This is a genomic window from Streptomyces sp. NPDC002588 (assembly GCF_040295925.1).
GTDB lineage: Bacteria > Actinomycetota > Actinomycetes > Streptomycetales > Streptomycetaceae > Streptomyces.
This window is the reverse complement of record NZ_JBEOWF010000056.1, coordinates 15,948-39,805: the sequence shown is the minus strand read 5'-3', so window position 1 is coordinate 39,805 and position 23,858 is coordinate 15,948. Positions and strand designations below refer to the sequence as shown.

Genomic DNA, 23,858 nt, shown 5'->3' with positions numbered 1-23,858 from the left:
GCCTCCCGAGACCCCCGCGCGCCCGGTTTTCAGGCACTCTGGGCATCCACAGGGACACCCAGCGTAACTCGCGGGACTTTCGGACGGTTGCGCTTGGCATGGTTGGCTCAGTCCCCCCGGTCACCGCTGTCCCCCTCCCCCGTCGGCCGCTGGACACGGCCCGCTCCGCCGGCCCCGCCGAGCCGGCCGACGCGGTCCGCGACTGGTACGAGAACGAACTGGGGTGGGCGACGGTGCCCGGGGCGCCGGTACGACTTTCGGTGGGCGAGCGCTTCGACGTCCTGGACGTCCCCGCCGAGGCGGGTCACGCGGCGCTCGGGCGCCTGGCACCGAAGTCCCCGGTGGCCGTGCGGGGCGCGCGCATGCGGCTGCTGGTGGCCGCGGGCAGCGCGGAGGAACTGCCGGGGATCCTTCAGTGGCTGGAGTGGGGCGCACTGCCACTCGATCTGCGGGCGATCGGCACGGGCGGGCTCATGGAGGCCCCCCTGCCTCCGGGCCCGCGCCGTGCCGGGCCGGTCCAGGGGGCCGCGGTCTGGTTGCGGCCCCCCGAGGCGGGGTGCGAGGCAGAGGCCTCGCTGCCGACGATGTCGGCGCTGGGGGGTGCGGGACGCGCCCCCGATCTGGTGCGGCTGGTGGACACCCTGGCGACGCAGGTCCACCGGCTCCGGCTGCGGCGCGGATGCGCTCAGCCGTTGGCCGCCTCGTAAGCCTCGCGAATGGCTGCGGGAACACGGCCGCGGTCATTGACCTCGTGGCCGTTCTCCTTGGCCCAGGCACGGATCAGCGCGGTGTCCTGGCTGCCGCCGGAAGCGGCGCGCGCCTTTCCACGTCCACCCGAAGCACGGCCTCCGGTACGGCGGCCACCCTTCAGATAGGGCTCGAGAAGACCACGCAGCTTGTCCGCATTGGCAGTCGTGAGATCGATCTCGTACGTCTTGCCGTCCAGCGCGAACGTCACGGTCTCGTCCGCCTCGCCGCCGTCGAGGTCGTCGACAAGAAGGACCTGAACCTTCTGTGCCACCGGATTTCCTTTCATCGATAACGTGAGGGACGGGGGTCCGCGGCGTCCGCCGTTTAGCCGCGTCCTGTTATATGCAGTACTGCAGTACGTCGGAAAGCAAACCGCTTTTGCTGGAAAAACACAAACCCCTGGGAGAGACCGACGGCCCGCCGCTCACCCGGAAACGTGCGCGTTTCGGACATAGGGCACCCGGGCAAGGCGGGTCGTGGTCAACTGTGGGCAACAGAGTGGGCAACGGACACGGAATGCCCACCGACGATCACAGATGCAGAAGCATCCGGCTGTTGCCCAAGGTGTTCGGTTTCACTCGTTCGAGTCCGAGGAACTCCGCTACGCCCTCGTCATAGGAACGCATCAGCTCCGCGTACACATCGGTGTCGACCGGCGTCTCACCGATCTCCACGAAGCCGTGCTTGGCGAAGAAGTCCACTTCGAAGGTCAGGCAGAAAACCCGGCGAACGCCGAGCCAGCGCGCGGTGTGCAGCAACTTCTCCAACAAGTGGTGACCCACGCCCGCGCCCTTCAGGCCGGGCTTCACCGCGAGAGTGCGCACTTCCGCCAGGTCTTCCCACATGACGTGGAGGGCACCGCACCCGACCACCTCGGCGTTGTCGTCGCGTTCGGCGACCCAGAACTCCTGGATGTCCTCGTAAAGCGTGACCGTGGCTTTGTCGAGCAGGATGCCGCCTCTGACGTAGGCGTCGAGGAGTCGGCGTACGGCGGGGACATCGCTGGTCCGGGCCCGCCGGACGGTGATGGCTTTAGCGGGGACTTCGGGGTTCTCGGCGGAGGAGCTCTCTGACATGAGCGGACGCTATCGCCCGCCGCCCTCCGTTGCCGAGCCGGGGTTCTCCCCGCCGGTGGCGGCAGTCGCGGGTTCGGAAGTTTCCGGACCCTGGACGATCCGTACCGCGTCACGCAGTGCCTGTCGTTGTTCGTCGCTCATCATCCCGAAGAAGGCGACGAGAGCGGCTGCCGGGTTGTCGCTCTGTGCCCAGGCGTCGTTCATGAGGGCGGCCGCGTAGGCGGCCCGGGTGGAGACCGCCTCATATCGATAGGCCCGCCCTTCGGCCTCGCGGCGCACCCAGCCCTTCTGATGGAGATTGTCCAAAACGGTCATCACCGTGGTGTAGGCGATGGACCGTTCCCGCTGAAGGTCTTCCAGGACTTCTCGAACGGTCACCGGGCGGTTCCACTTCCACACCCGCGTCATGACCGCGTCTTCGAGTTCTCCCAATGGGCGAGGCACAGCTCAGACAATAGTGGGAGATCCGGTCGATCGCGTGCCGGACGGTCATCTATGTCAACAGACACGAACAAAAGGGACGCACGACTCCGGTGGGAGCCGTGCGTCCGGGACGCGGGGTGCCGGAGGGTGCCGGGGTCAGGCGTCGGTGCCCCTGGAGGCCGGACGGGCGCCTTCTCCGCGCGCGAGGGCGGCGTCGACGGCCGCGTCCTCCTTGGCCTTGTTGGCGCCGCCCTGGGTCTTCACGATCACCCTGATCACACCGATGAAGAACACGGCCATGACGACGGGGGGCACGAGCGCGGAGACATAGTCCATGGATCCAGGGTAGCCACGGAGGAACCGGGCATCCGGGCGGGGTCGGCCCGGCGCGCGGGGGATGCGTCTCAGCCGGCCGCCAGCCGCTGGTCCGCGGGCGGCGGGGCGGGCTTGCGGCGCGGGAAGACCTCGCCCGGGGTGGGGATGGGGCGGCGGGCGGGCTCGGGCTCGGCGGGCTTGGCCGGGACGGGCCCCGGGGCCGGCGCGGCGGGCTTCTCGGCCGGCTTCGCGGGCGGTTCCTCCCGCCGGTCCGGGCGCGGATTCCCGGCCGGGTCCTCGCCGACGGCGGGAAGGTGGTCGTGGGCCTCGCCGCGACGCCCCCCGGGAAGGGCCAGGAGGCGCGTACGGGACGCCGGGACGACCGGGGTGACCGCAGTGGCCTGGCGGGGTGCACGGCGGGCCGGGCGGGCCCTTACCTCGCGTTCGGCGAGTGACCGGCAGCGGTCCAGGAGGGCGGCGGCCGCGGGGTTGCCGCACAGCGCCCTCAGGGCGGCGAGGTCGTCGGGGCCGGCGCGGTGGCCGGCGGCCAGGACCTCCTCCAGGAGCGCGAGGTAGCCGACGGCGGTGCCGGGGAGGGCGGCTCGGTAGCGGCCGAGGTCGGCCACCAGGAAGGCCCGCAGCCGGGCGGCCTCGCCCAGCGCCTCGTCGAGGGACTCGGCCAGCCGATGGCAGTCCTGGACGTCCTCGGGGCTGGCTTGGCCGGGGTGGAGGGCGAGGGCGAGGGCGCGGCGGAGCACGCGCAGCTCCTCCGCGCCGAACGCCAGGCCGCCGCGGGATCCGTATGGCGTGGGCATGTGCCGACGATACGCGCTAATCAGACAAATTCGACATAGGGGGCAGGTGTGGCGCGTCCGAATCCGCCTCGTCGGCCCCCTCCCAGGTCACATGCGCGACACGTTCCGCTCGTACACCAGCCGCAGTCCGATCAGGGTCAGCCAGGGCTCGTGCTCGTCGATCACCGAGGACTCGCCGAGGACCATGGGCGCCAGTCCGCCCGTCGCGATCACCGTGACGTCGTCGGGATCCTCCGCCAGTTCGCGCGCCATCCGGCCGACGACGCCGTCGACCTGGCCGGCGAAACCGTAGACGATGCCGGACTGCATCGCCTCCACCGTGTTCTTGCCGATCACGCTGCGGGGCCGGGCCACCTCGATCTTGCGGAGCTGGGCGGCCTTGACCCCGAGGGCCTCGACCGAGATCTCGATGCCGGGGGCGATGACCCCGCCGACGTACTCACCGCGCGCGCTGACCGCGTCGAACGTCGTCGCGGTGCCGAAGTCGACGACGATCGCCGGGCCGCCGTAGAGCTCGTTCGCGGCGACCGCGTTGATGATGCGGTCCGCGCCGACCTCCTTGGGGTTGTCGAAGAGGATCGGCACGCCGGTCTTGACGCCGGGTTCGACGAGGACGGCGGGCACGTCGCCGTAGTAGCGGCGGGTCACCTCGCGCAGTTCGTGCAGGACGGACGGGACCGTCGCGCAGATCGCGATGCCGTCGATGCCGTCGCCCAGTTCCACCCCGAGCAGCGGGTGCATGCCCATCAGGCCCTTGAGGAGGACCGCCAGTTCGTCGGCCGTGCGGCGGGCGTCCGTGGAGATCCGCCAGTGCTCGACGATGTCCTCACCGTCGAACAGGCCGAGCACGGTGTGCGTGTTCCCTACGTCGATCGTCAGCAGCATGGCCGGTACCCGCCCCTACTCCGCCGCTCGCAGATCCAGACCGATGTCCAGGATCGGCGAGGAGTGGGTGAGGGCCCCCACGGCCAGGAAGTCGACGCCGGTGTCGGCGTACACCTTGGCGTTGTCCAGCGTGAGCCGGCCCGAGGCCTCCAGCAGGGCGCGCCCGCCGACGATCGCGACGGCCTCCTCGCACTCCCCGGGCGTGAAGTTGTCCAGCAGGATCAGGTCGGCGCCCGCGTCCACGACCTCGCGCAGCTGGTGCAGGGTGTCGACCTCGACCTCGATCGGCACGTCGGGGAAGGCCTCGCGCACGGCCGTGAAGGCCTGGGCGACGCCGCCCGCCGCGACCACGTGGTTGTCCTTGACCAGGGCCGCGTCCGACAGGGACATACGGTGGTTGACGCCGCCGCCGCAGCGGACCGCGAACTTCTCCAGGGAGCGCAGACCCGGCGTCGTCTTGCGGGTGTCCCGCACGCGTGCCTTCGTGCCGTCCAGGATGTCCGCCCACGCGCGCGTGGCGGTCGCGATCCCGGACAGTCGGCACAGGAGGTTCAGGGCGCTGCGCTCCGCGGTCAGCAGGTCACGCGTGCGCGTGGTGACCGACAGCAGCTTCTGGCCGGCTTCCACGCGGTCGCCGTCCTCCACGTGCCGCTCGACCTCGAACTCGTCGGTGCAGACGACCGAGACGACCGCCTCGGCGACTCTGAGGCCCGCGACGACGCCCCCCTCACGCGCGGTGAAGTCGGCGGTCGCCACCGCCTCCTCGGGGATGGTCGCGACCGTCGTCACGTCCACGCCGTGGTCCAGGTCCTCCTGGATGGCCACGTTGGCGATGTCCTCGACCTCGACGGGGTCGAGCCCGGCGTCGGCCAGGAGCTGGGCGAGCGCGGGATCGAGCCCGCACTCCGCGTATTCGGCGTAGCCCTCGCCCTCGAGGCCGGCGTCGGCGCCACAGGCACAGCCATCGCCGCAGCCGCCGCTCGGGGCGAGGGGAAGGTCGGGGGTGCTCACGTCTGTCACTGCTCCTGCTGGTGCTGCCGGGTCGGGGGGAAGTCTGCGGTATCGGTGGTGTGTACGGCGAGTGTCCGGTCCGGATTCAGCCGTACGACGATGTGGCGGCGCCAGTCCGTGTCGTCGCGGTCGGCGTGGTCCTCGCGCCAGTGGCAGCCGCGGGTCTCCTCCCGCAGGCGGGCCGCGGCGACCAGGACGCGGGCCACGCACAGGAGGTTGGTGGCCTCCCAGGTGTCGACGCCGGGCTCGGCGGTCTTGCCGTTCTCGTCGAGCGCGTCGCGGGCCTCGGTGTGCAGCCGCTGCAGCTGGTCGGCGGCCTTGGCGAGGGACTGGTCGGAGCGCAGCACGCCCGCGCCCTCCGTCATGATCCGCTGGATGGCGAACCGGGCCTCGGGTGCGAGCAGCGGGTGCGCCGGCCTGGACGGCTGCTCGACGGGGGCGGGCATGCGCGCGGGGAGGCTGTCGTCCGCGTGGCTCGCGGCGATGTCGGCGGCGATCCGCTCGGCGTAGACCAGACCCTCCAGGAGGGAGTTGGACGCGAGCCGATTGGCGCCGTGCACACCGGTGCAGGCCGCCTCCCCGCACGCGTACAGGCCCGGGACGGTCGTACGGCCCCGGGAGTCGGTGCGGACGCCGCCGGAGGCGTAGTGGGCCGCCGGGGCTATCGGGATGGGCTCGTGGACGGGGTCGATGCCGTGGGCGCGGCAGGCGGCCAGGATCGTCGGGAAACGGTGCTCCCACATCTCGGCGCCGAAGTGCCGGGCGTCGAGGAACATGTGCTCGGCGTCCTGCTCCTGCATGCGGCGCATGATGCCCTTGGCGACGATGTCCCGGGGCGCCAGCTCGGCCAGTTCGTGCTGTCCGACCATGAAGCGCACGCCGTCCGCGTCGACCAGGTGGGCGCCCTCGCCGCGCACCGCCTCGGAGACCAGCGGCTGCTGGCCCTCCGCGTCGGCGCCGAGGAAGAGCACGGTCGGGTGGAACTGCACGAACTCGAGGTCGCTCACCTCCGCGCCCGCCCTGAGCGCGAGCGCCACGCCGTCGCCCGTCGACACGGACGGGTTGGTGGTAGCGGAGAACACCTGGCCCATGCCGCCGGTCGCGAGGACGACCGCGGGGGCGTGCACGGCGCCCACGCCGTCGTGCTGGCCTTCGCCCATGACGTGCAGGGTGACACCGGCGGTGCGGCCCTCGGCGTCCGTCAGCAGGTCCAGGACGAGCGCGTTCTCGATCGACCGCACCCCACGCGCGCGTACCGCCTCGACGAGCGCCCGGGAGATCTCCGCGCCGGTCGCGTCGCCGCCCGCGTGGGCGATGCGGCGCCGGTGGTGACCACCCTCGCGGGTGAGCTCCAGGCGGCCTTCGGAGGACTCGTCGAAGTGGGCGCCGGTCTCGATGAGGCGCCGTACGGCGCCAGGGCCCTCGGTGACCAGGAGCCGTACGGCGTCCTCGTCGCACAGACCGGCGCCCGCCACCAGGGTGTCGTCCAGGTGCTGTTCGGGGGTGTCACCGTCGCCGAGGGCCGCGGCGATGCCGCCCTGCGCCCAGCGGGTGGAGCCGTCGTCCAGGCGGGCCTTCGTGACGACGACGGTGTTCAGCCCCGCGGCCTCGCAGCGCAGGGCCGCGGTCAGACCGGCGACGCCGGAGCCGACGACCACCACGTCCGCTGAGATCGACCACCCGGGGGCGGGCGCGTGCAGTCGTATGCCTGTGCTGGTCACGAGGCGGCTCCGAAGGTGAGGGGGAGGTTGTCGATCAGCCGGGTCGTCCCGACCCGGGCGGCGACGGCGAGGACGGCCTCGCCGGTGTGGCCGTCCTCGATGTCGGTGATCTCCGTGAAGTCCGACGGGTCGACGAGCGCGAGGTAGTCCAGCTCCAGCGGCGGGTCGAGCCGGGCGGCCTCGTCGAGGACCAGGCGGGCGGCGGCGCGGATGGCGGCCGGGCTGCCCGGGGTGGCCTTGGCGACGGCGTGCGTGTCGGCTGCCGCGCGGGACTCGCCCAGCGCGCTGAGCGCCTCGGCACGGGCGTGGGTGGCGGGCACCTCACGCGCGCGTGCCCGCAGCGCCTCCTGGGCGGCGTGCCGGTCGCGGCCGGCGAACAGGGCCGCCGAGAGCGAGAGCGCGGTGCGGCGCTCCTGCGGGGAGAGGTAGCGGTTGCGGCTGGACAGGGCGAGGCCGTCGGCCTCACGGACGGTCGGGACGCCGACGATCTCGATGCCGAAGTTCAGGTCCCGGACCATGCGGCGGATCAGCGCGAGTTGCTGGGCGTCCTTCTGGCCGTAGAGGGCGACGTCGGGGCGGGTGAGGTGCAGCAGCTTGGCGACGACGGTGAGCACGCCGTCGAAGTGGCCGGGACGCGAGGCGCCCTCCAGGCGCGCCCCCATGGGGCCGGCGCTGACCCGGACCTGGGGTTCGCCGCCGGGGTAGACCTCGTCCACGGACGGCGCGAACACGACGTCCGCGCCCGCCTCCGCGGCGACCTTGAGGTCGGCGTCCAGGGTGCGCGGATAGCGGTCGAGGTCCTCGCCCTCGCCGAACTGCAGCGGGTTGACGAAGACCGTGACGACGACCTCGCCGTCCGGCCCGGCGATCTCCCGGGCGGTGCGGACGACGGTGGCGTGGCCCTCGTGCAGGGCGCCCATCGTCATCACGACGGCCCGGCGGCCGGCACGCGCGCGTGCGTGCAGTTGGGCGGCGGTGCGCAGCAGGGTGGTCATCCGGCATCTCCTTCGGTGCCGTGGGTGCCGGGGGTGCCTTCGGCTCGGCCCGCGAGCACTCCGAGGAGGTCCTCGGCGAGTTCCGGCTTGAGCAGTCCGTGGGCGAGCGCGCGGTCGGCGGTCGCCCGGGCCATCGCCAGGTACCCGGCGACGGTCTGCGGGGCGTGCCGGCGCAGCTCCGCGACGTGCGCGGCGACCGTACCGGCGTCCCCGCGCGCGACGGGGCCGGTGAGGGCTGCGTCCCCGGAGCGCAGGGCGTTGTCGAGGGCCGCGCCGAGCAGCGGGCCCAGCATCCGGTCGGGCGCCTCGACGCCCGCCGCGCGCAGCAGTTCCATGGACTGGGCGACCAGGGTGACCAGGTGGTTGGCGCCCAGCGCGAGGGCCGCGTGGTAGAGCGGGCGGCTGTCCTCGGCGACCCACTCCGGTTCGCCGCCCATCTCGATGACGAGGGCCTCCGCGGCCAGCCGCAGTTCGTCGGGCGCGGTGACGCCGAAGGAGCAGCCGGCGAGGCGCTGGACGTCCACGGGCGTGCCGGTGAACGTCATCGCCGGGTGCAGGGCCAGCGGCAGCGCGCCCGCGCGCGTGGCGGGGTCGAGGACCTTCGCGCCGTACCGCCCCGAGGTGTGCACGAGGAGCTGGCCGGGCCGGACCGCGCCGGTCTCGGCGAGGCCCTGCACCAGACCGGGCAGGGTGTCGTCGGGGACGGTCAGCAGCACCAGGTCGGCGCGCCCGAGGACCTCGGCGGGCGGCATCAGCGGCACGTCGGGCAGCATCAGCGCGGCGCGCCGCCGGGAGGCGTCGGAGACACCGGAGACTGCCACCGGACGGTGTCCGGCGAGCTGGAGGGACGCGGCCAGGGCGGGTCCCACGCGGCCGGCGCCGACGACGCCGACGGTGAGCCGCGCGGGGCGGTCCCTGGGGTCTGGTTGTTGAAATGCACTCACTCGAGGGCGGCCTTCCCGTTCCAGTCCGCGCGGGGTACCGGACGATTTCTCGTCATGTTAACGCGATTGGCCTTCGGAGCGGCCCGCGCGGGAGCTTCCTCGGCTACGTTGACGGGCGGCACGACGCCCGGACGTGCCGGGAGGCGGAACAGGAAACCCTTGAAATACCGCGTCATCGGCAGCGATTCGGCCACCCGTCGCGAGGTGAGTGTGCTGAGCCTCGGCTGCATGCTCTTCGGGACCGTGACCGACGAGGCGACCTCGTTCGCCGTTCTGGACCGTTTCGCCGAGGCGGGCGGAACCTTCGTCGACACGTCGAACAACTATGCGTTCTGGGTCGGCGGGACCCAGGGCGGGGAGAGCGAGGAGCTGCTCGGCCGCTGGATCCGCAGCCGGGGCGTCGGCGACGAGATCACCGTCGCCACGAAACTCGGCGCCCGTCCGAACGCGCCGACGTCGGGTTTCAGCCTCGACGTGGAGGGGCTCTCGGCCAAGACGATCCGGGAATCCGCCGAGCGCAGCAGGGAGCGCCTCGGCATCGAGCGCATCCATCTCCTCTACGCGCACATCCAGGACGAGAGGACACCCCTGGAGGAGACGGTGGGCGGCTTCGCCGAGGTCGTCGCCGACGGTGTCGCGGGACTGCTCGGCGCCAGCAACCACTGGGCCTGGCGGATCGAGGCCGCCCGCAACCTCGCCAGGGCCGCCGGACTGCCCGGATACGAGGTCCTCCAGCATCACCACAGCTACCTCCGCCAGCGCACCGACATCCCCAGCCTGCGCTCCCCCGACGGCAACCCGGGTCTGCTCGGCGCGGATCTGCTCAGCTATGTCCGGGCCAATCCGTCCCTCGCCCAGGTCGCCTACACCCCGCTGCTGAGCGGGGCGTACGTGCGCGAGGACAAGCCGCTCGGCCCGGGCTTCGAGCACGCGGGCACGCCCGCCCGGCTCCGGGCGGTGCGCGAGGTGGCCGAGGAGACCGGCGCGAGCGTCAACCAGGTCGTCCTGTCGTGGCTGATCGGCGCCGAGCTCCCGGTCCTGCCGCTGGTCGGCGCGTCCTCGGTCGAGCAGCTGAACGACAGCCTGGCCGCGGTCGACCTCGAACTGAGCACGGAGCAACGGGCGAAGCTCGACGCGGCGCACTGAGCCGCGCCCGTCCGGCGGCGTTGTCAGTGGCGGGGTGCACCATGAGGGCATGAGCGTGCACATCGACATCTCGGGGCTGCGGCCGGAGCGGGTCGCCGTCGTGACCTCACCCCTGGCCGAGCTCTGCATGGCGCTGCACGCGCTGTCCGAGCCGGGGCACCACCCCGGCCTCCAGGGCTGGGTCACCGGCGTCACCGCCCGCCTCGACTCGCATCTGGCGGACCGGATGTGCGAGGCCGACTTCCTGTGGCGGACGTCGTTCTCCGACCTCTTCCTGCCGTATGCCGGCCTTCCCGGCCGCGACGCGCTGCCCGGCGCCACCCTCGCCGAGGACCTGGACCTCCTCGACAAGCTGACGGACGAACAGTTCGTGGATTGCGCCCTCGAGTTCACCTGCGCGCCGGAATACGACCTGCCGGTCCTCGACGTCCTCCGCGACCCTGCGCTGCGCCGCCGCGCCCTGGAGCTGGCCGCGGCACGCGGGCCGCGGCAGGCGCGGTTCACGGAACGGTTGCTCACCGACCCGCCCCGGGTGCGTGGCTGGCTCAGACAGTTCCTGGAGGACTGCGACGAGGCGTTCTTCGCCGACGTCTGGGCCCGGGTGCGCCACCCCCTCGCCGCCGACGCCCGCCAGAAGACGGACCTGTTGCGCCACAAGGGTCTGCGCGAGGCCCTGGCCTCGGTGTCCGCCGCCGTGACGCTCGACGAGAGCCGTGCGCGGATCACGGTGGACAAGCTGCTCGCGGGCCGCACCGCCACGGCCGACGGCGGGCTGCTGCTCCTCCCGACGAGCCTTGGCTGGCCGCACCTGAGCGTGCTGTTCCGGTACGGCTGGCAGCCGGTCCTGCACTATCCGGTCGGCTCCCCCGAGCTGGCCGCACCGCCCTCGGTCGAGCAGCTGACGCTGCGGATGACCGCCCTCTCCCACCCCGTCCGGATGCAGATCTGCCGCCTGCTGGCCCGCAGCGCCTACACCACCACGGAGCTGGCCCAGGCGCACGGCATGACCGCGCCCGAGATATCCCGCCACCTCGGCGTCCTGAAGAAGGCGGGCCTGATCACCACCCGCCGCCGCGGCCGCTACGTCCTGCACCAGCTGGATGTGACGGTGGTCGCGCGCCTCGGCAGCGACTTCCTGGAGGGCCTGCTGCGCTGACCCGGGGGCACTTCAGCCGTGGCCGCCGGCCCGCACCAGTCCCGTCTCGTACGCCAGGACGACCACCTGTACCCGGTCCCGCAGCCCCAGCTTGGTCAGGATGCGGCCCACATGGGTCTTCACGGTCGCCTCGGACAGCACCAGCCGGGCCGCGATCTCGCCGTTGGACAGCCCCTGGGCGACCAGCACCATCACCTCGCGCTCGCGGTCGGTGAGCCGCTCCAGCTCCTTGTACTCGGGCTTCGGGCCGGTGGTGGGCAGCATCGGCGCGAACCGGTCGAGGAGGCGGCGGGTGGTGGAGGGTGCGACCACCGCGTCGCCGCTGTGCACCGAGCGGATCGCGGCGAGCAGCTCGCCGGGCGGCACGTCCTTCAGCATGAAGCCGGAGGCGCCCGCCTTCAGCCCGGAGAACGCGTACTCGTCCAGGTCGAAGGTCGTCAGGATCAGCACCTTCGGCGGATCGGGCTCCGCACAGATGCGGCGGGTGGCCTCCACGCCGTCCAGCTTCGGCATACGGACGTCCATCAGGACGACGTCGACGTCCGTGGAGCGCACCACCTGCAGGGCCTCGACGCCGTCGCCCGCCTCGGCGACGACGTCCATGTCCGGCTGGGCGGCGAGCACCATCCGGAAGCCGGTGCGCAGCAGCACCTGGTCGTCGACGAGCATCACGCGGATCGTCATCGGGTCCTCTTCCGTGGGTCGGTTCTCTGTGCGGGGCGTGAAGGATCTCGGGGGCGTGACAGGTGTCAACGAGAGGCGCGCGAAAACGTCAATGCGCTGGTTTGAGCGGGAGCAGGGCGCTGATGCGGAATCCTCCGCCCGGGCGCGGGCCCGCGTCCAGGGTGCCGCCGACCATACCCACCCGCTCGCGCATACCGATCAGGCCGTGGCCCTGGCCGTCGGCGCCGCCCTCCTCGTACAGCTCGTGCGGGGCTCCCTTGCCGTCGTCCTCCACGAGCAGGCCGAGGCCGTCGTCGAAGTAGACCAGGCGCACGCTCGCCCCCGCCTTCGGCCCGCCGTGCTTGCGCGTGTTCGTCAGCGCCTCCTGGACGATGCGGTACGCGGTGAGCTCGACCCCGCTCGGCAGCGGCCGCGGTGTGCCCTCGATCTTGAAGTCGACCGGCAGGCCCGAGCCGCGGCACTGCTGGACGAGGTCCTCGATCTGCTCCACGTCCGGCTGCGGCACGTATTCACCGCCCTCCTGGTGCTCACCGGTGCGCAGCACACCCAGCAGGCGGCGCATCTCGGCGAGGGCCTGGCGTCCTGTGGAGGAGATCGTCTCCAGAGCCTTCTTCGCCTGGTCGGGGGCGGCGTCCAGGACGTACGCGGCGCCGTCGGCCTGCACCACCATCACCGACACGTTGTGCGCGACGACGTCGTGCAGCTCGCGCGCGATCCGGGCGCGCTCGGCGGCCACCGCGACCTTGGACTGCGCCTCGCGCTCCTTCTCCAGGCGCGCCGCTCGCTCCTCCAGCTGCGCGAAGTAGGCGCGCCGGGTGCGTATCGAGTCGCCCATCACCCAGGCGAGCGCGAACGGCACGGTCTGGAACACGACGACCGCGACCTGGCCCGGCACGCTCGCGTCGTGCTGCGGCCAGCGCACCTGCGCCAGGGTCGCCGCGCTCAGTCCGGTGAACAGCGCGAGGGTGGAGGCCCAGCGGGCGGCGGTCGCGGCGACCGTGTAGACGATCACCAGCAGCGCGAAGTCGGCCGGTATGACCGCGACGTCCAGCACCAGCTGTGCCAGGCCGAGCGCGCCGGCCAGCAGCAGCATCTTCTCGGGCATGCGCCTGCGCAGCGCGATCACCAGACACAGCAGCAGGGCGACGGGAACGAGCACAGCCGCCGAGTCGGTGCCTCCCCGCTGCTCCTGGTTGACGGTCCCGGCCGCCGCGGAGATCCCGAACAGGACGATGGCCCAGAAGCCGTCGACCCCGGTCGGGTGTCTGCGGAGGAAGTCGTAGAGGCGCTGCACGTAACCCAGCGTAGGGAAGCGGAAAGCGTGCGGGGGTCAACCGGAGGGCCGATCCGAGCCGGCGCGCATACTCCGCAAGGTGGAGGCCGTGATCACCTGTACGCCTAGTCTGGCCGGGTGAGGCACGAGATGACGGACTCCGGCACCTGGCGCGGCTGGCGCGCCGCGACCGAGGTGGCGCTGTACGGCACCGCCGGGAAGGGCGGCTTCTACCGGCGCCCCGAGGGGCCCGCCGGGCACTTCCGTACCTCCGTGCACGCGTCGCCGTTGTTCGCCGGGGCCGTCGCCCGGCTGCTGTGCCGGGTGGACGAGGCGCTGGGCCGGCCCGCCGCACTCGACTTCGTCGACATGGCCGCCGGGCGGGGCGAGCTGGTCACCGGCGTGCTGGCCGCGCTCCCCGCCGACGTGGCCGCCCGCACGCGCGCGTACGCCGTCGAACTCGCCGGCCGCCCCGAGGGCCTCGCCCACCGCGTCGAGTGGCTGCCCGAGCCCCCCTGCGGGATCACCGGGCTGCTGTTCGCCAACGAGTGGCTCGACAACGTGCCCCTGGACGTCGCCGAGGTCGACTCCGCGGGCGTGGCGCGCCTGGTGCTGGTCTCCGCCGACGGAGACGAGCGGCTCGGGGAGCCGGTGACCGGCGCGGAGGCGGACTGGCTGGCGCGTTGGTGGCCGCTGCCGGCCGAGGAGGGCCTGCGGGCGGAGATCGGGCTGCCCCGGGACACGGCGTGGGCGTCCGCGGTCTCGTCCGTCGCGCGCGGGCTCGCGGTGGCGGTGGACTACGCGCACACGGCGGACGCCCGCCCCCCGTTCGGCACCCTCACCGGCTTCCGCGACGGACGCGAGACGGCACCCGTGCCGGACGGGTCGTGCGACATCACGGCGCATGTGGCGGTGGACGCGTGCGCGGCGGCCGGGGCGCCCGCACGGGCGTCGCTGCTGACCCAGCGCGCCGCCCTGCACTCCCTCGGCGTCACGGGCTCGCGCCCCCCGCTCACGCTCGCCTCCACGGAACCGGTCGCCTACGTGCGCGCCCTCGCGAGCGCCGGGGAGGCCGCCGAGCTCACCGCGCCGGGCGGGCTGGGCGGCTTCGGGTGGCTGGTCCAGTCGGTTGGAATTCCGAACCCGCTCGCCCGGGGACACGCGTGAGCCGCTTGTCGGTGCCCTCCCCCGGTGTCCTGCTCGCCGGTGCCCTGGCCCCGGTGTCCTACTTGTCGATGTCCCCGACCACGAAGAACATCGACCCCAGGATCGCCACCATGTCCGCGACCAGCGTGCCCGGCAGCAGTTCGGTGAGGACCTGGATGTTGTTGTAGGAGGCCGAGCGCAGCTTCAGCCGGTACGGCGTCTTCTCGCCCTTGCTGACGAGGTAGTAGCCGTTGATGCCGAGAGGGTTCTCGGTCCACGCGTACGTGTGCCCCTCGGGTGCCTTGAGGACCTTGGGCAGCCGCTGGTTGACCGGACCGGGCGGCAGCTCGGCGAGACGGTCCAGGCAGGCGTCGGCGAGGGCGAGCGCGTTGTGCGTCTGGGCGAGGAGGCACTCGAAGCGGGCGAGACAGTCGCCCTCGCCGCGGGTCACCACCTGCAGGGTGTCCTGGAGCTCGCCGTACGCCAGGTAGGGCTCGTCGCGGCGCAGGTCGAAGTCGACACCCGAGGCGCGCGCGATGGGCCCGCTCACGCCGTACGCGTGGACGTGCTCCGGCGCGAGCGTGCCCACCCCGCGGGTGCGCCCCCGGAAGATCTCGTTGCCGAGGACCAGGTCGTCGAAGACGTCCATGCGCGAGCGCACCGCGGACACCGCGCCGCGCGCGCGTGCGGCCCAGCCCGCCGGCAGGTCCTCCTTGAGGCCGCCGACCCGGTTGAACATGTAGTGCATGCGCCCGCCGGAGACCTCCTCCATGACGTTCTGCACCACCTCGCGCTCGCGGAACGCGTAGAAGACCGGTGTGATGCCGCCCAGCTCCAGGGGGTAGGACCCGAGGAACATCAGGTGGTTGAGCACCCGGTTCAGCTCGGCGAGGAGCGTGCGCGTCCACACCGCGCGTTCGGGAACCTCCATGCCGAGCATCCGCTCCACGGCCATGACCACACCCAGCTCGTTCGAGAACGCCGACAGCCAGTCGTGGCGGTTGGCCAGCATGACGATCTGGCGGTAGTCGCGCGCCTCGAACAGCTTCTCCGCGCCCCGGTGCATGTAGCCGATCACCGGCTCCGCGTGCTGGATGCGCTCGCCGTCCAGCACCAGCCGCAGCCGCAGCACGCCGTGCGTGGAAGGGTGCTGGGGACCGATGTTGAGCACCATGTCGGTGCTCTCCGCGGCACCGCCGATCCCGACCGTGGTCTCCGTAGGGGGAGTCATGGTCCCAGTCTCCCCTACGTACGCTGGGCGTATGGAAACGGGGAGCCCCGGGGGCACGCCTACGACCGCGCCGACGACCGGGACCGGACCGGTGTGGACCGGATTGCCACCGGGGCTGCTGCGGATGCGGCGACTGCTGCTGACGTTCTGGCTGGGGCTCACGGCCCTCGGCCTCGGACTGCTGCTCGGTCTGCTCGCCGCCCCGGTGTGGGCCGCTTTCGCGCTGCTCCCGCTGATCGGGATCGCCTGGGGCCGGGTGCTCCTCGCCCGCAACTGGCGCTCCTGGCGGTACGCCGAACGCGCCGACGACCTGCTGATCAGCCGGGGTGTGCTGTGGCGCGAGGAGACCGTCGTGCCGTACGGGCGGATGCAGCTGGTGGAGGTGACCTCCGGGCCCGTCGAACGGCACTTCGGCCTGGCCAGCGTCCAGCTGCACACCGCCGCGGCCGCGACCGACGCGACCATCCCGGGCCTTGACCCGGCGGAGGCGGAGCGGCTGCGCGACCGGCTCACCGCACTCGGCGAGGCCCGATCGGCGGGGCTGTGACGGCGCCAGATGTCGACGACGTACGGAAGGCGCGGCCGCCGCGTGCCGTCGCCGAGCGGCGGCTGCACCCCGTCACTCCGTTCCGGCGGGCGTGGGCGCCGGTCGCGGTGCTCGTCGGCTGGGCGGTGCACGACCCGCACCAGGCGCAGGAACAGCTCACCCGGCTGACCACGACGACCCTGCTGATCGCGCTCGCCGTCCTCGTCCCGGTGGCCTCCGCCTACGGCTTCCTGTCCTGGTGGTTCACCCACTTCGCGGTGACCGACAGCGAGTTGCGCATCCGCACCGGGCTGCTGTTCCGGCGCACGGCGCACATCCGGCTCGATCGCCTCCAGGCGGTCGACGTCACACAGCCGCTGCTCGCGCGGATCGCGGGCGTCGCGAAACTGCGGCTCGACGTCGTCGGCGCCGACAAGAAGGACGAACTGGCCTTCCTGGGCGACGACGAGGCACGCGCGCTGCGGGCCGAACTGCTCGCGCGGGCGGCGGGTTTCGCCCCCGAGACGGCGCACGAGGTGGGTGAGGCGCCGGCCCGCGAGCTGCTGCGCGTACACGCGCGCGACCTCGCGATCGCACTGGTGCTGACCGGCGCGGCCTGGGGCGCGCTCGCCGCCGCGCTCGTCTTACCGCCCGTCCTGTGGCTGGTCACCCACAGCGTGGTGACGGTCCTCGCCACCGGTCTGCCGCTGCTCGGCGCGGCGGGTGCGCGCAGCGCGGGACGGTTCGTCGGCGAGTACGACTGGACGGTCGCCGAGTCGCCGGACGGACTGCGTATCGACCGCGGGCTGCTGGACCGCACCCACGAGACGGTGCCGCCGGGGCGGGTGCAGACGGTGCGGATCGTGCAGCCGCCGCTGTGGCGGCGCCGCGACCGGGTGCGCGTCGAACTCGACGTGGCCGGCTCGGCCAACTCCGTGCTCGTGCCGGTCGCCCCGCGCGCGGTCGCGGAGGCCGTCGTCGGGCGCGTGCTGCCCGGGGTGACCGTGCCGGCGGCGGCCGCCCTGTCCCGGCCGCCGCGCCGGGCGGGGCGGTGCGTGCCGCTGTGGTGGCGCGGCTACGGCATCGCGGTCACCGACACAGTGTTCGCCACCCGGCACGGACTGCTGCGCCGCACCCTGACGCTCGTCCCGCACGCCAAGGTCCAGAGCGTACGGCTCACCCAGGGACCCTGGCAGCGGCTCTGGCGGCTCGCCGACGTCCATGTGGACACCGGCGCCGACAAGACCGTCACGGCCCGTCTGCGGGGCGCACAGGAGGCCGCCGAGCTGCTCCGGTCCCAGGCCGAGCGCTCCCGCACCGGCCGCCGGGACGCGCACCCCGACCGCTGGATGGCCTAGGACCCCGGACGACACCGAGGGCCGTGTCCCGCCACCCAGGAGGCGGAGGACACGGCCCTCGGACCGGAAGCCGGAAGTTCAGGACACCTTGGTGCGCAGGCCCTGGAGGTCGATCACCTCGGTCTCGTCGTGCGCGGTCAGGTCGATCACCTGGCCCACACCGCGCGACTCCTCGCCCGCCGGCTTGAACTCCGCCTCGGCCTCGGCCTTGTGCAGAGCGAGCGCCTCCTGGCCGACGACGTCCGCGAGGTCCTCGTTATGCACGGCGTCCAGGGAGTCCAGGGCCGCGCTCTTCGTACCGAAGAAGTCGAAACCGCCCTCGGCCGTGGGACGCCGTACCGGCGCGGCGGCGGGTACGACCGCCACGGCGGTCGGCACGGTGAAGTGGCCGGAGGGCCGCACCACGGGGGCGGCGGGACGCGGGGCGGGGGCGGCGGCCCCGGAAACGGCACCGGCCGCCGGGACGGCGGTCTCCGGGGTGACGTCTTCCGCCGGGGCCTCTGTCTCCTCGTCAGCCGGGTGAGCGGCGGCCGCGCGCGCGTGCTCGTCGACCGCCTCGGGCTTCCCCTCGGCCTCGTCCTCCGCCTCACCGGCACCGACCTTCGCCGCCTCCGCCACGGGCTCGGCGGCCTCGGCGGCGTCGCTGCCGGCGGCCGCGACCATCTCGGGGTCCAGCTTGGCGAGTGCCACCCGCGCCCGCACGAACAGCTTCGAGCCCTCCGCGGAGAAGGCTTTCGGAACGCCGGGCGTGTCGTCCGCGTCGTCCACCGCGGATGCGGCGGCGGCCTCGGTCTCCTGCGCCCTGTCCTTGTCGTCCCGCTCGTCCTGCTGGTCCCGCTCGACCTCGGACGACACACGCGCGGGCGGCAGTGCCGGCACGTCCGAGGTGGTCTCCATCTCGAGCAGACGGCGGCCCTCCAGGGCGCTCGCCCGCTCGGTCTCCGCGGTGGCGTAGCGGCGCAGCAGCGCGGCGTGCTCGTTGCGCAGGCCGGCCAGTTCGGTGCGCTTGGCCCGCAGCCGCTGCTCCAGCTTGACGCGCAGCTCACGCGATTCCTCGAGGTCGGTCTCCAGTTCGGCGACGCGCTCCTCGAAGCGCCACTCGTCGCTCGCCCGCGCGCGCGTGAGGTCGGCGACCTGTTTACCGGCCTGCAGGTCCCAACGACGCAGGACGGCTGCCCCGACGACCGCGGTGGCCGCCGCGATCGCGGCGACGATACGGAGCACGCCGGGATCCGAGAACACCCAGGGGCCGAAGGCGCAGGTGAGAGAGACGCCTGCGATCACCGAGGGAGGCAGCAGCCTGTGCAGAGGCGGGGAATGGCGGTGACGTCCACGTGGCATGGCCAGAAACTTACCGCGCGTAGGCGAATGTTGGCGCCCCGCCCCGTAAAAACACAGCCATACCGAAGTCTTCACAGCACTTCGGGACACGGTACCGTCGGCCGGATCAAGATCACCGGTCAGTGGTCGCCGAGCCGCCCGCTGATCCACTCCAGCGTCGGCGGGATCTCCCGTCGCCAGGTGTTGAAGTTGTGCCCGCCGCTTTCGAGGATGATCGACGAGATCCGGGTCCTGTTCGTCGCCTTCACCTGGTCTATCAACCTCAGCGTGGCCTTGTAGTTGGACTCGCCGACTTTGCTGCTGGTGACGAGCAGGGACGTGTCCGGGGCGGAACGATTCTTCATAAACCAGCGCAGATCGGCCTCGTCACGCAGGGTCCTGTTCCCGTGGAAGAGGTCGCCGGTCGTCGGGTCGGTCGGCGCCTTGTAGTACGCCGACAGGCCCGCACCCGCCGCGAACACGTCCGGGTGGTGCATCGCGAGCTTGAGCGCGCAGTATCCGCCCGTGGAGTCCCCGATGACACCCCAGTTGCCGGGCTTCCGGCCCACCCGGTAGTGGGCGGTGACGGCCTCCGGCAGGTCCTTCGCGAAGAACGACTCGGTCTGCGGCCCGCCCGGGATGTCCACGCACTCGGTGTCCCGGGGCGGCGCCACCGTCGGCCGCAGCATCACCAGGATCATCGGCTGCATCCGCCCGTCCTTGGCGAGCTGCCGCGCGGTACGCGGATAGTGCAGTTTGTCCACGAGCGCCTCCGCCGTACCGGGGTAACCCGTCAGGACGACGGCCGCGGGAAACGTACGCGTGCGGTACTCCGGCGCGAAGTACTCCGGCGGCAGATACACGTACGCCGGCGTGGCGATGTGTGTCGTACGCCCGCTCAGGACCACCTTCTGGATCTGCCCGCCGAACCGCGGCCGCCCGACACCGCCCTTGTCGACGTGCCGCGTGTCGACGACCTGGAGCTGCGCTCCTGAAGCGCCGTTCGCCGCCGTGTGGTCGACCACCACGCCCACGTCGGTCTCCTTGCCGAACAGGTCCGCCCAGCTGGCGTAGAAGCCGAAGGCCTGGTTGGCCAGGAGACCCACCGACACGAACAGGGCCAACTGGGTGGACAGCAGCAGGCCGACGCGCCCGCCGACGGCAAGCCAGGTCCGCCGGGACAGCCGTGGCCACGACCACACCGTGCCGACGAACAGCACTAAGGCGAAAAGAACCGACAACAGCAGCACTGTATTGCTCGTAAGACCCATGCGGTGGCTTCCTGCCTGCTCTCCGTCCGGGCACCCGCCCGCTCCCCCCGACTCCTTCGCGGGGGCTTGTCCCGGACTTTCCCTGGCCTTTTCAGCGGCTTTGAAGAGACGAGTGAACCTGTCCCCCCGAGACACCGTCCTAGAGGGCGCAATGTCGCCGGATGCCCGAATCGGCACCGGGTCCAAGGTCTCTCGCGGAACAACGGGATGCGATGTCTGTCAGGGAAGATGGGGAAATGTCGGGCGGGGTTCCGAACCGATCAAGCCGGGTGCGCCAGATAGTGCGAGGTCCGCGCCCCGAGTCCGTACCTGCCCTCGTCGGCAGAGCCTGCGCGCTCGTGGGCCTGCTGGACGTCGCCGCGGGCGTGTTCCCGCGGTTCCGCAACAGCCGTATGCACACGCTCGCCGAGGTGCTGCCGGGCGCGTTCGGGCCGTTCGCCGCGGCGCTCTCGCTCAGCGCCGGCGTCCTCCTGCTGCTGCTCGCCCACGGCCTCAAGCGCTCCAAGCGGCGCGCGTGGCGGGCCGCGGTGGTGCTGCTCCCGGCGGGCGCCGTCTCGCAGTTCGTGTACCGGCACTCGCTCGTCGGCGCGCTGATCTCGCTCGCCCTGCTGGTGCCGCTGGTGGTCCACCGCGACCAGTTCGCGGCCCTGCCCGACCCGCGCAGCCGCTGGCGCGCGCTCGCCAACTTCGTCCTCATGGGCGCCGGTTCCCTCGGTCTCGGACTGGTCATCGTCAGCGTCCATCCGCGGCGCATGATCGGCGACCCGAGCCTGGCCGACCGCCTTACGCACGTCCTGTACGGCCTCTTCGGTTTCGAGGGCCCGGTCGACTACCAGGGCAGCACCTCCTGGACCGTCGCCTTCTCCCTCGGCGCCCTCGGCTGGATCACCGCCGTCACGACCATCTACCTCGCCTTCCGGCCCGAGCACCCGGCGGCGCAGCTCACCGAGGAGGACGAGGCCCGGCTGCGCGCCCTCCTGGAGAAGCACGGAAGGCGCGACTCCCTCGGCCAGTTCGCGCTGCGCCGCGACAAGGCCGTGGTCTTCTCCCCCAGCGGCAAGGCCGCCGTCACCTACCGCGTCGTCTCCGGTGTGATGCTCGCCAGCGGCGACCCGATCGGCGACGTCGAGGCCTGGCCCGGCGCCATCGAACGCTTCATGGACGAGGCCAAGGCCCACTCCTGGACGCCCGCCGTCATGGGCTGCTCGGAGACCGGCGGCGAGGTCTGGACCCGCGAGACCGGCCTCGACGCCCTCGAACTGGGCGACGAGGCGGTGGTGGACGTCGCGGATTTCTCCCTCGCCGGCCGCGCGATGCGCAACGTGCGGCAGATGGTCAAGCGCATCGAGCGCGCGGGTTACGAGACCCGGGTACGTCGTGTCCGTGACCTCGGCGAGGCCGAGCTCGAGCGCATCCGCCGCGCCGCGGAGGACTGGCGCGGCACCGACACCGAACGCGGCTTCTCCATGGCCCTGGGCCGCATCGGCGACGCCGCCGACGGCGACTGCCTGATCGCCACCGCCCACAAGGCCGACGAGACGCCCGGGGCGTACGGCGACCTGAAGGCGATCCTGCACTTCGTGCCCTGGGGCACCGACGGCGCCTCCCTGGACCTCATGCGCCGCGACCGCTCGGCCGACCCGGGCATGAACGAACTCCTCATCGTCGCGGCGCTCCAGGCGGCCCCGAAATTCGGCGTCGCGCGCGTGTCGCTGAACTTCGCGATGTTCCGCTCCGCGCTGGCCCGCGGCGAGAAGATCGGCGCCGGTCCGGTGCTGCGCGCCTGGCGCGGGCTGCTGGTCTTCCTGTCCCGCTGGTTCCAGATCGAGTCCCTCTACAAGTTCAACGCCAAGTTCCAGCCGCGATGGGAGCCCCGCTTCGTCGTCTACCGGGCCTCCGGCGACCTGCCCCGCATCGGCTTCGCCGCCATGCAGGCCGAGGGCTTCGTCAACCTCGCCCTCCCCCTGCCACGCTTCCTGCGCCGCCGCACCAAGCCGGCACGCGCGTGTGCCCACTCCCTGGCCGAAAGAGACGTACAGGCCGCCTAGTGCCCTGACAGTGTGGAGTCCGGGCACTCCGAGACCGGCCCGGGCGGAAGCCCCACCCCCCCAGCCCTGGGGCTTCCGCCCGGGCCGCCCGGCGCCGCGCCACCCGCCACGGCCTACGCTGAACGTATGAGCAAGCAGAGCGGACGCGGGTGCGTCGCCGGGCTTCCGGAATGGGACCGCTGCGCGGTCATGGGGGTCGTCAACGTGACACCGGACTCCTTCTCCGACGGCGGCCGCTGGTTCGACACGACGGCCGCCGTCAAGCACGGCCTCCAGCTGGTCGCCGAGGGCGCCGACCTCGTCGACGTCGGCGGCGAGTCCACCCGACCCGGCGCCACCCGCGTCGACGAGGCCGAGGAACTCCGCCGTGTCGTCCCCGTGGTCCGCGGCCTCGCCTCCGAGGGTGTCGTCGTCTCCGTCGACACCATGCGCGCCCGGGTCGCCACCCAGGCCCTCGCCGCCGGCGCCGCCCTGGTCAACGACGTCAGCGGCGGCCTCGCCGACCCGGCGATGATCCCCGCCGTCGCGGACGCCGACGCCCCCTTCGTCGTCATGCACTGGCGCGGCTTCCTGGAGGGCGGCAACGTCAAGGGCGTGTACGAGGACGTGGTCGCCGAGGTCGTCGACGAACTCCGGGCGCGCGTGGACGCCGTACTCGCGGGCGGTGTCTCCCCCGACCGCGTCGTCGTCGACCCGGGGCTCGGCTTCTCGAAGGAGGCCGACCACGACCTCACCCTCCTCGCCCACCTCGACCGGCTGCACGCGCTCGGGCACCCGCTGCTCGTCGCCGCGTCCCGCAAGCGGTTCCTGGGCCGCGTCCTGGCCGGGCCGCAGGGCGCGCCCCCGCCCGCACGAGAGCGCGACGCGGCCACGGCCGCCGTCTCCGCGCTCGCAGCGCACGCCGGAGCGTGGGCGGTGCGCGTACACGAGGTCCACGCGACGGCCGACGCCGTACGCGTCGCACGCGCCGTGGAAGGGGCGCGTACGAAAATTGAGACAAGCACCGGCACGAACCCCGAGCAGAGCGCCCCGCAGGACACCCGAGCCGCAGAAGGAGCCCGGTGAGCGCCCCCCACACCGACGTGGAGCAGGTCGAGGCGGCCAACACCGCTTTCTACGAGGCACTGGAGCAGGGCGACTTCGAAGGTGTCTCCTCGCTCTGGCTCACCCCCGCCGACCTGGGCGTCGAGGAGGAGTACCACGACCCGGCGGACACCGGCGTGATCTCCTGCGTGCACCCCGGCTGGCCGGTGCTCACCGGCCGCGGCGAGGTCCTCCGCTCCTATGCGCTGATCATGGCGAACACCGACTACATCCAGTTCATCCTGACCGATGTCCATGTCTCGGTCACCGGCGACACCGCCCTGGTGACCTGCACGGAGAACATCCTCAGCGGGGGCCCCGCGCCCCGGGCCGGCGAGGAGCTCGGCCCGCTCGTGGGCCAGCTGGTGGTCGCGACGAACGTGTTCCGCCGCACCCCGGACGGCTGGAAACTGTGGTCGCACCACGCCTCGCCGGTGCTGGCGGAGAACGAGGAGGACGAGACGGACGAGGACGACGAGACACCCTCCTGAGGCGCCGTCGGCGCCGCCGGGCCCCAAGAAGTGGTTGGAATCACGAACCCGCGGGTAGGGGCGGCTACCAGCCCGTGAGCGACCGGGTTACCCGGGGGAAACGCCCGGTGAAAACCCGGCTCCGATCCGGGCCCGGCGTGCCCGGGGCCCGGGCCTGTCGGTGCCCGCGGGTAGATTCGTTCGAGGCCGG

General features: G+C 72.6%; 24 protein-coding genes. 9 read left to right on the top strand and 15 right to left on the bottom strand.

The genetic code is table 11. The features are described from left to right. The first annotated feature begins 98 nt into the window (after positions 1 to 98). On the top strand, positions 99 to 707 hold the full coding sequence (locus ABT057_RS42365) for an SCO3374 family protein (RefSeq protein ID WP_352349454.1): 609 nt from the start codon (positions 99 to 101) through the stop codon (positions 705 to 707). On the opposite strand, the gene ABT057_RS42360 is transcribed toward ABT057_RS42365, so the two are convergent. From ABT057_RS42360 to ABT057_RS42315, 10 genes are all read right to left on the bottom strand, one after another. Continuing rightward, complete coding sequence (locus ABT057_RS42360) at positions 686 to 1,021, bottom strand: histone-like nucleoid-structuring protein Lsr2 (RefSeq protein ID WP_352349452.1); 336 nt, start codon at positions 1,019 to 1,021, stop codon at positions 686 to 688. The two genes, ABT057_RS42365 and ABT057_RS42360, sit on opposite strands and share 22 nt — an antisense overlap. 259 nt (positions 1,022 to 1,280) lie before the next feature. Beyond that, positions 1,281 to 1,826 carry an amino-acid N-acetyltransferase gene (locus tag ABT057_RS42355; protein WP_352349450.1) on the bottom strand — a complete coding sequence of 182 codons (546 nt, stop codon included), beginning with the start codon at positions 1,824 to 1,826 and terminating at the stop codon, positions 1,281 to 1,283. Between the two features lie 9 nt (positions 1,827 to 1,835). After that, positions 1,836 to 2,258 (bottom strand): BlaI/MecI/CopY family transcriptional regulator, encoded by a 423-nt coding sequence (locus ABT057_RS42350; RefSeq protein ID WP_502974058.1) that lies wholly within the window; start codon positions 2,256 to 2,258, stop codon positions 1,836 to 1,838. Between the two features lie 147 nt (positions 2,259 to 2,405). Continuing rightward, positions 2,406 to 2,585, bottom strand: a complete 180-nt coding sequence (locus tag ABT057_RS42345; protein ID WP_352349446.1) for a hypothetical protein — start codon at positions 2,583 to 2,585, stop codon at positions 2,406 to 2,408. Between the two features lie 68 nt (positions 2,586 to 2,653). Next, on the bottom strand, positions 2,654 to 3,349 hold the full coding sequence (locus ABT057_RS42340) for a hypothetical protein (protein WP_502974057.1): 696 nt from the start codon (positions 3,347 to 3,349) through the stop codon (positions 2,654 to 2,656). 117 nt (positions 3,350 to 3,466) lie between these two features. After that, positions 3,467 to 4,264, bottom strand: a complete 798-nt coding sequence (locus ABT057_RS42335; RefSeq protein ID WP_352349442.1) for a type III pantothenate kinase — start codon at positions 4,262 to 4,264, stop codon at positions 3,467 to 3,469. 15 nt (positions 4,265 to 4,279) lie between these two features. After that, positions 4,280 to 5,275 carry a carboxylating nicotinate-nucleotide diphosphorylase gene (gene nadC, locus ABT057_RS42330; protein ID WP_352349440.1) on the bottom strand — a complete coding sequence of 332 codons (996 nt, stop codon included), beginning with the start codon at positions 5,273 to 5,275 and terminating at the stop codon, positions 4,280 to 4,282. A gap of 5 nt (positions 5,276 to 5,280) precedes the next feature. Continuing rightward, complete coding sequence (locus tag ABT057_RS42325) at positions 5,281 to 6,996, bottom strand: L-aspartate oxidase (RefSeq protein WP_352349438.1); 1,716 nt, start codon at positions 6,994 to 6,996, stop codon at positions 5,281 to 5,283. Beyond that, positions 6,993 to 7,991: a pantoate--beta-alanine ligase gene (gene panC, locus ABT057_RS42320; RefSeq protein ID WP_352349436.1), complete on the bottom strand. Its 999-nt coding sequence runs from the start codon at positions 7,989 to 7,991 to the stop codon at positions 6,993 to 6,995. The genes ABT057_RS42325 and panC overlap by 4 nt, the downstream gene beginning before the upstream one ends. Then, a complete protein-coding gene (locus tag ABT057_RS42315) occupies positions 7,988 to 8,935 on the bottom strand; it encodes a Rossmann-like and DUF2520 domain-containing protein (protein ID WP_352349434.1) in 948 nt (315 codons plus the stop codon). Before ABT057_RS42315 ends, panC begins: the two co-directional genes overlap by 4 nt. 159 nt (positions 8,936 to 9,094) lie before the next feature. On the opposite strand from ABT057_RS42315, the gene ABT057_RS42310 reads away from it, so the two are divergent. Continuing rightward, positions 9,095 to 10,081, top strand: a complete 987-nt coding sequence (locus ABT057_RS42310) for an aldo/keto reductase (RefSeq protein WP_352349432.1) — start codon at positions 9,095 to 9,097, stop codon at positions 10,079 to 10,081. 49 nt (positions 10,082 to 10,130) lie between these two features. Then, complete coding sequence (locus tag ABT057_RS42305; RefSeq protein WP_352349430.1) at positions 10,131 to 11,237, top strand: DUF5937 family protein; 1,107 nt, start codon at positions 10,131 to 10,133, stop codon at positions 11,235 to 11,237. Positions 11,238 to 11,249: 12 nt separating this feature from the next. Here the strand turns inward: ABT057_RS42305 and ABT057_RS42300 are convergent, their stop codons facing one another. Next, the gene (locus ABT057_RS42300) at positions 11,250 to 11,921 is read right to left on the bottom strand and encodes a response regulator transcription factor (RefSeq protein ID WP_352349428.1); all 672 of its coding nucleotides are present in this window, start codon (positions 11,919 to 11,921) and stop codon (positions 11,250 to 11,252) included. Positions 11,922 to 12,009: 88 nt separating this feature from the next. Next, the gene (locus tag ABT057_RS42295; protein WP_352349426.1) at positions 12,010 to 13,215 is read right to left on the bottom strand and encodes a sensor histidine kinase; all 1,206 of its coding nucleotides are present in this window, start codon (positions 13,213 to 13,215) and stop codon (positions 12,010 to 12,012) included. A 129-nt stretch (positions 13,216 to 13,344) separates the two neighbouring features. On the opposite strand from ABT057_RS42295, the gene ABT057_RS42290 reads away from it, so the two are divergent. Further along, on the top strand, positions 13,345 to 14,361 hold the full coding sequence (locus tag ABT057_RS42290) for an SAM-dependent methyltransferase (RefSeq protein ID WP_352349516.1): 1,017 nt from the start codon (positions 13,345 to 13,347) through the stop codon (positions 14,359 to 14,361). Positions 14,362 to 14,419: 58 nt separating this feature from the next. On the opposite strand, the gene ABT057_RS42285 is transcribed toward ABT057_RS42290, so the two are convergent. Beyond that, complete coding sequence (locus tag ABT057_RS42285; protein ID WP_352349424.1) at positions 14,420 to 15,571, bottom strand: NADH-quinone oxidoreductase subunit D; 1,152 nt, start codon at positions 15,569 to 15,571, stop codon at positions 14,420 to 14,422. A 31-nt stretch (positions 15,572 to 15,602) separates the two neighbouring features. Between ABT057_RS42285 and ABT057_RS42280 the strand changes: the two genes are divergently transcribed. Together ABT057_RS42280 and ABT057_RS42275 are read left to right on the top strand one after the other, a co-directional pair. After that, positions 15,603 to 16,118 carry a PH domain-containing protein gene (locus ABT057_RS42280; protein WP_352349422.1) on the top strand — a complete coding sequence of 172 codons (516 nt, stop codon included), beginning with the start codon at positions 15,603 to 15,605 and terminating at the stop codon, positions 16,116 to 16,118. Then, positions 16,115 to 17,455: a PH domain-containing protein gene (locus ABT057_RS42275; protein WP_352349420.1), complete on the top strand. Its 1,341-nt coding sequence runs from the start codon at positions 16,115 to 16,117 to the stop codon at positions 17,453 to 17,455. Before ABT057_RS42280 ends, ABT057_RS42275 begins: the two co-directional genes overlap by 4 nt. Before the next feature lie 78 nt (positions 17,456 to 17,533). Here the strand turns inward: ABT057_RS42275 and ABT057_RS42270 are convergent, their stop codons facing one another. Continuing rightward, entirely contained in the window at positions 17,534 to 18,796 is a 1,263-nt protein-coding gene (locus ABT057_RS42270) for a hypothetical protein (RefSeq protein WP_352349418.1), read from the bottom strand. Between the two features lie 119 nt (positions 18,797 to 18,915). Then, entirely contained in the window at positions 18,916 to 20,046 is a 1,131-nt protein-coding gene (locus ABT057_RS42265; protein WP_352349416.1) for an alpha/beta hydrolase, read from the bottom strand. Between the two features lie 236 nt (positions 20,047 to 20,282). On the opposite strand from ABT057_RS42265, the gene ABT057_RS42260 reads away from it, so the two are divergent. The 3 genes from ABT057_RS42260 to ABT057_RS42250 all read left to right on the top strand — a co-directional run bounded on the left by ABT057_RS42260 (position 20,283) and on the right by ABT057_RS42250 (position 23,668). After that, a complete protein-coding gene (locus ABT057_RS42260; RefSeq protein WP_352349414.1) occupies positions 20,283 to 22,094 on the top strand; it encodes a phosphatidylglycerol lysyltransferase domain-containing protein in 1,812 nt (603 codons plus the stop codon). Positions 22,095 to 22,220: 126 nt separating this feature from the next. Further along, a complete protein-coding gene (folP, locus tag ABT057_RS42255) occupies positions 22,221 to 23,159 on the top strand; it encodes a dihydropteroate synthase (RefSeq protein ID WP_352349412.1) in 939 nt (312 codons plus the stop codon). Continuing rightward, the gene (locus ABT057_RS42250; RefSeq protein WP_352349410.1) at positions 23,156 to 23,668 is read left to right on the top strand and encodes a nuclear transport factor 2 family protein; all 513 of its coding nucleotides are present in this window, start codon (positions 23,156 to 23,158) and stop codon (positions 23,666 to 23,668) included. The genes folP and ABT057_RS42250 overlap by 4 nt, the downstream gene beginning before the upstream one ends. Positions 23,669 to 23,858 lie beyond the last annotated feature (190 nt).

Excerpts from the sequence above, each read along its gene's own strand:
- ABT057_RS42365 (WP_352349454.1), top strand. The coding sequence starts at position 99 with ATGGTTGGCTCAGTCCCCCCGGTCACCGCTGTCCCCCTCCCCCGTCGG.
- ABT057_RS42355 (WP_352349450.1), bottom strand. The coding sequence starts at position 1,826 with ATGTCAGAGAGCTCCTCCGCCGAGAACCCCGAAGTCCCCGCTAAAGCC.
- ABT057_RS42345 (WP_352349446.1), bottom strand. The coding sequence starts at position 2,585 with ATGGACTATGTCTCCGCGCTCGTGCCCCCCGTCGTCATGGCCGTGTTC.
- ABT057_RS42335 (WP_352349442.1), bottom strand. The coding sequence starts at position 4,264 with ATGCTGCTGACGATCGACGTAGGGAACACGCACACCGTGCTCGGCCTG.
- panC (WP_352349436.1), bottom strand. The coding sequence starts at position 7,991 with ATGACCACCCTGCTGCGCACCGCCGCCCAACTGCACGCACGCGCGCGT.
- ABT057_RS42305 (WP_352349430.1), top strand. The coding sequence starts at position 10,131 with ATGAGCGTGCACATCGACATCTCGGGGCTGCGGCCGGAGCGGGTCGCC.
- ABT057_RS42300 (WP_352349428.1), bottom strand. The coding sequence starts at position 11,921 with ATGACGATCCGCGTGATGCTCGTCGACGACCAGGTGCTGCTGCGCACC.
- ABT057_RS42290 (WP_352349516.1), top strand. The coding sequence starts at position 13,345 with ATGACGGACTCCGGCACCTGGCGCGGCTGGCGCGCCGCGACCGAGGTG.
- ABT057_RS42285 (WP_352349424.1), bottom strand. The coding sequence starts at position 15,571 with ATGACTCCCCCTACGGAGACCACGGTCGGGATCGGCGGTGCCGCGGAG.
- ABT057_RS42280 (WP_352349422.1), top strand. The coding sequence starts at position 15,603 with ATGGAAACGGGGAGCCCCGGGGGCACGCCTACGACCGCGCCGACGACC.
- ABT057_RS42270 (WP_352349418.1), bottom strand. The coding sequence starts at position 18,796 with ATGCCACGTGGACGTCACCGCCATTCCCCGCCTCTGCACAGGCTGCTG.
- ABT057_RS42265 (WP_352349416.1), bottom strand. The coding sequence starts at position 20,046 with ATGGGTCTTACGAGCAATACAGTGCTGCTGTTGTCGGTTCTTTTCGCC.
- ABT057_RS42260 (WP_352349414.1), top strand. The coding sequence starts at position 20,283 with ATGTCGGGCGGGGTTCCGAACCGATCAAGCCGGGTGCGCCAGATAGTG.
- folP (WP_352349412.1), top strand. The coding sequence starts at position 22,221 with ATGAGCAAGCAGAGCGGACGCGGGTGCGTCGCCGGGCTTCCGGAATGG.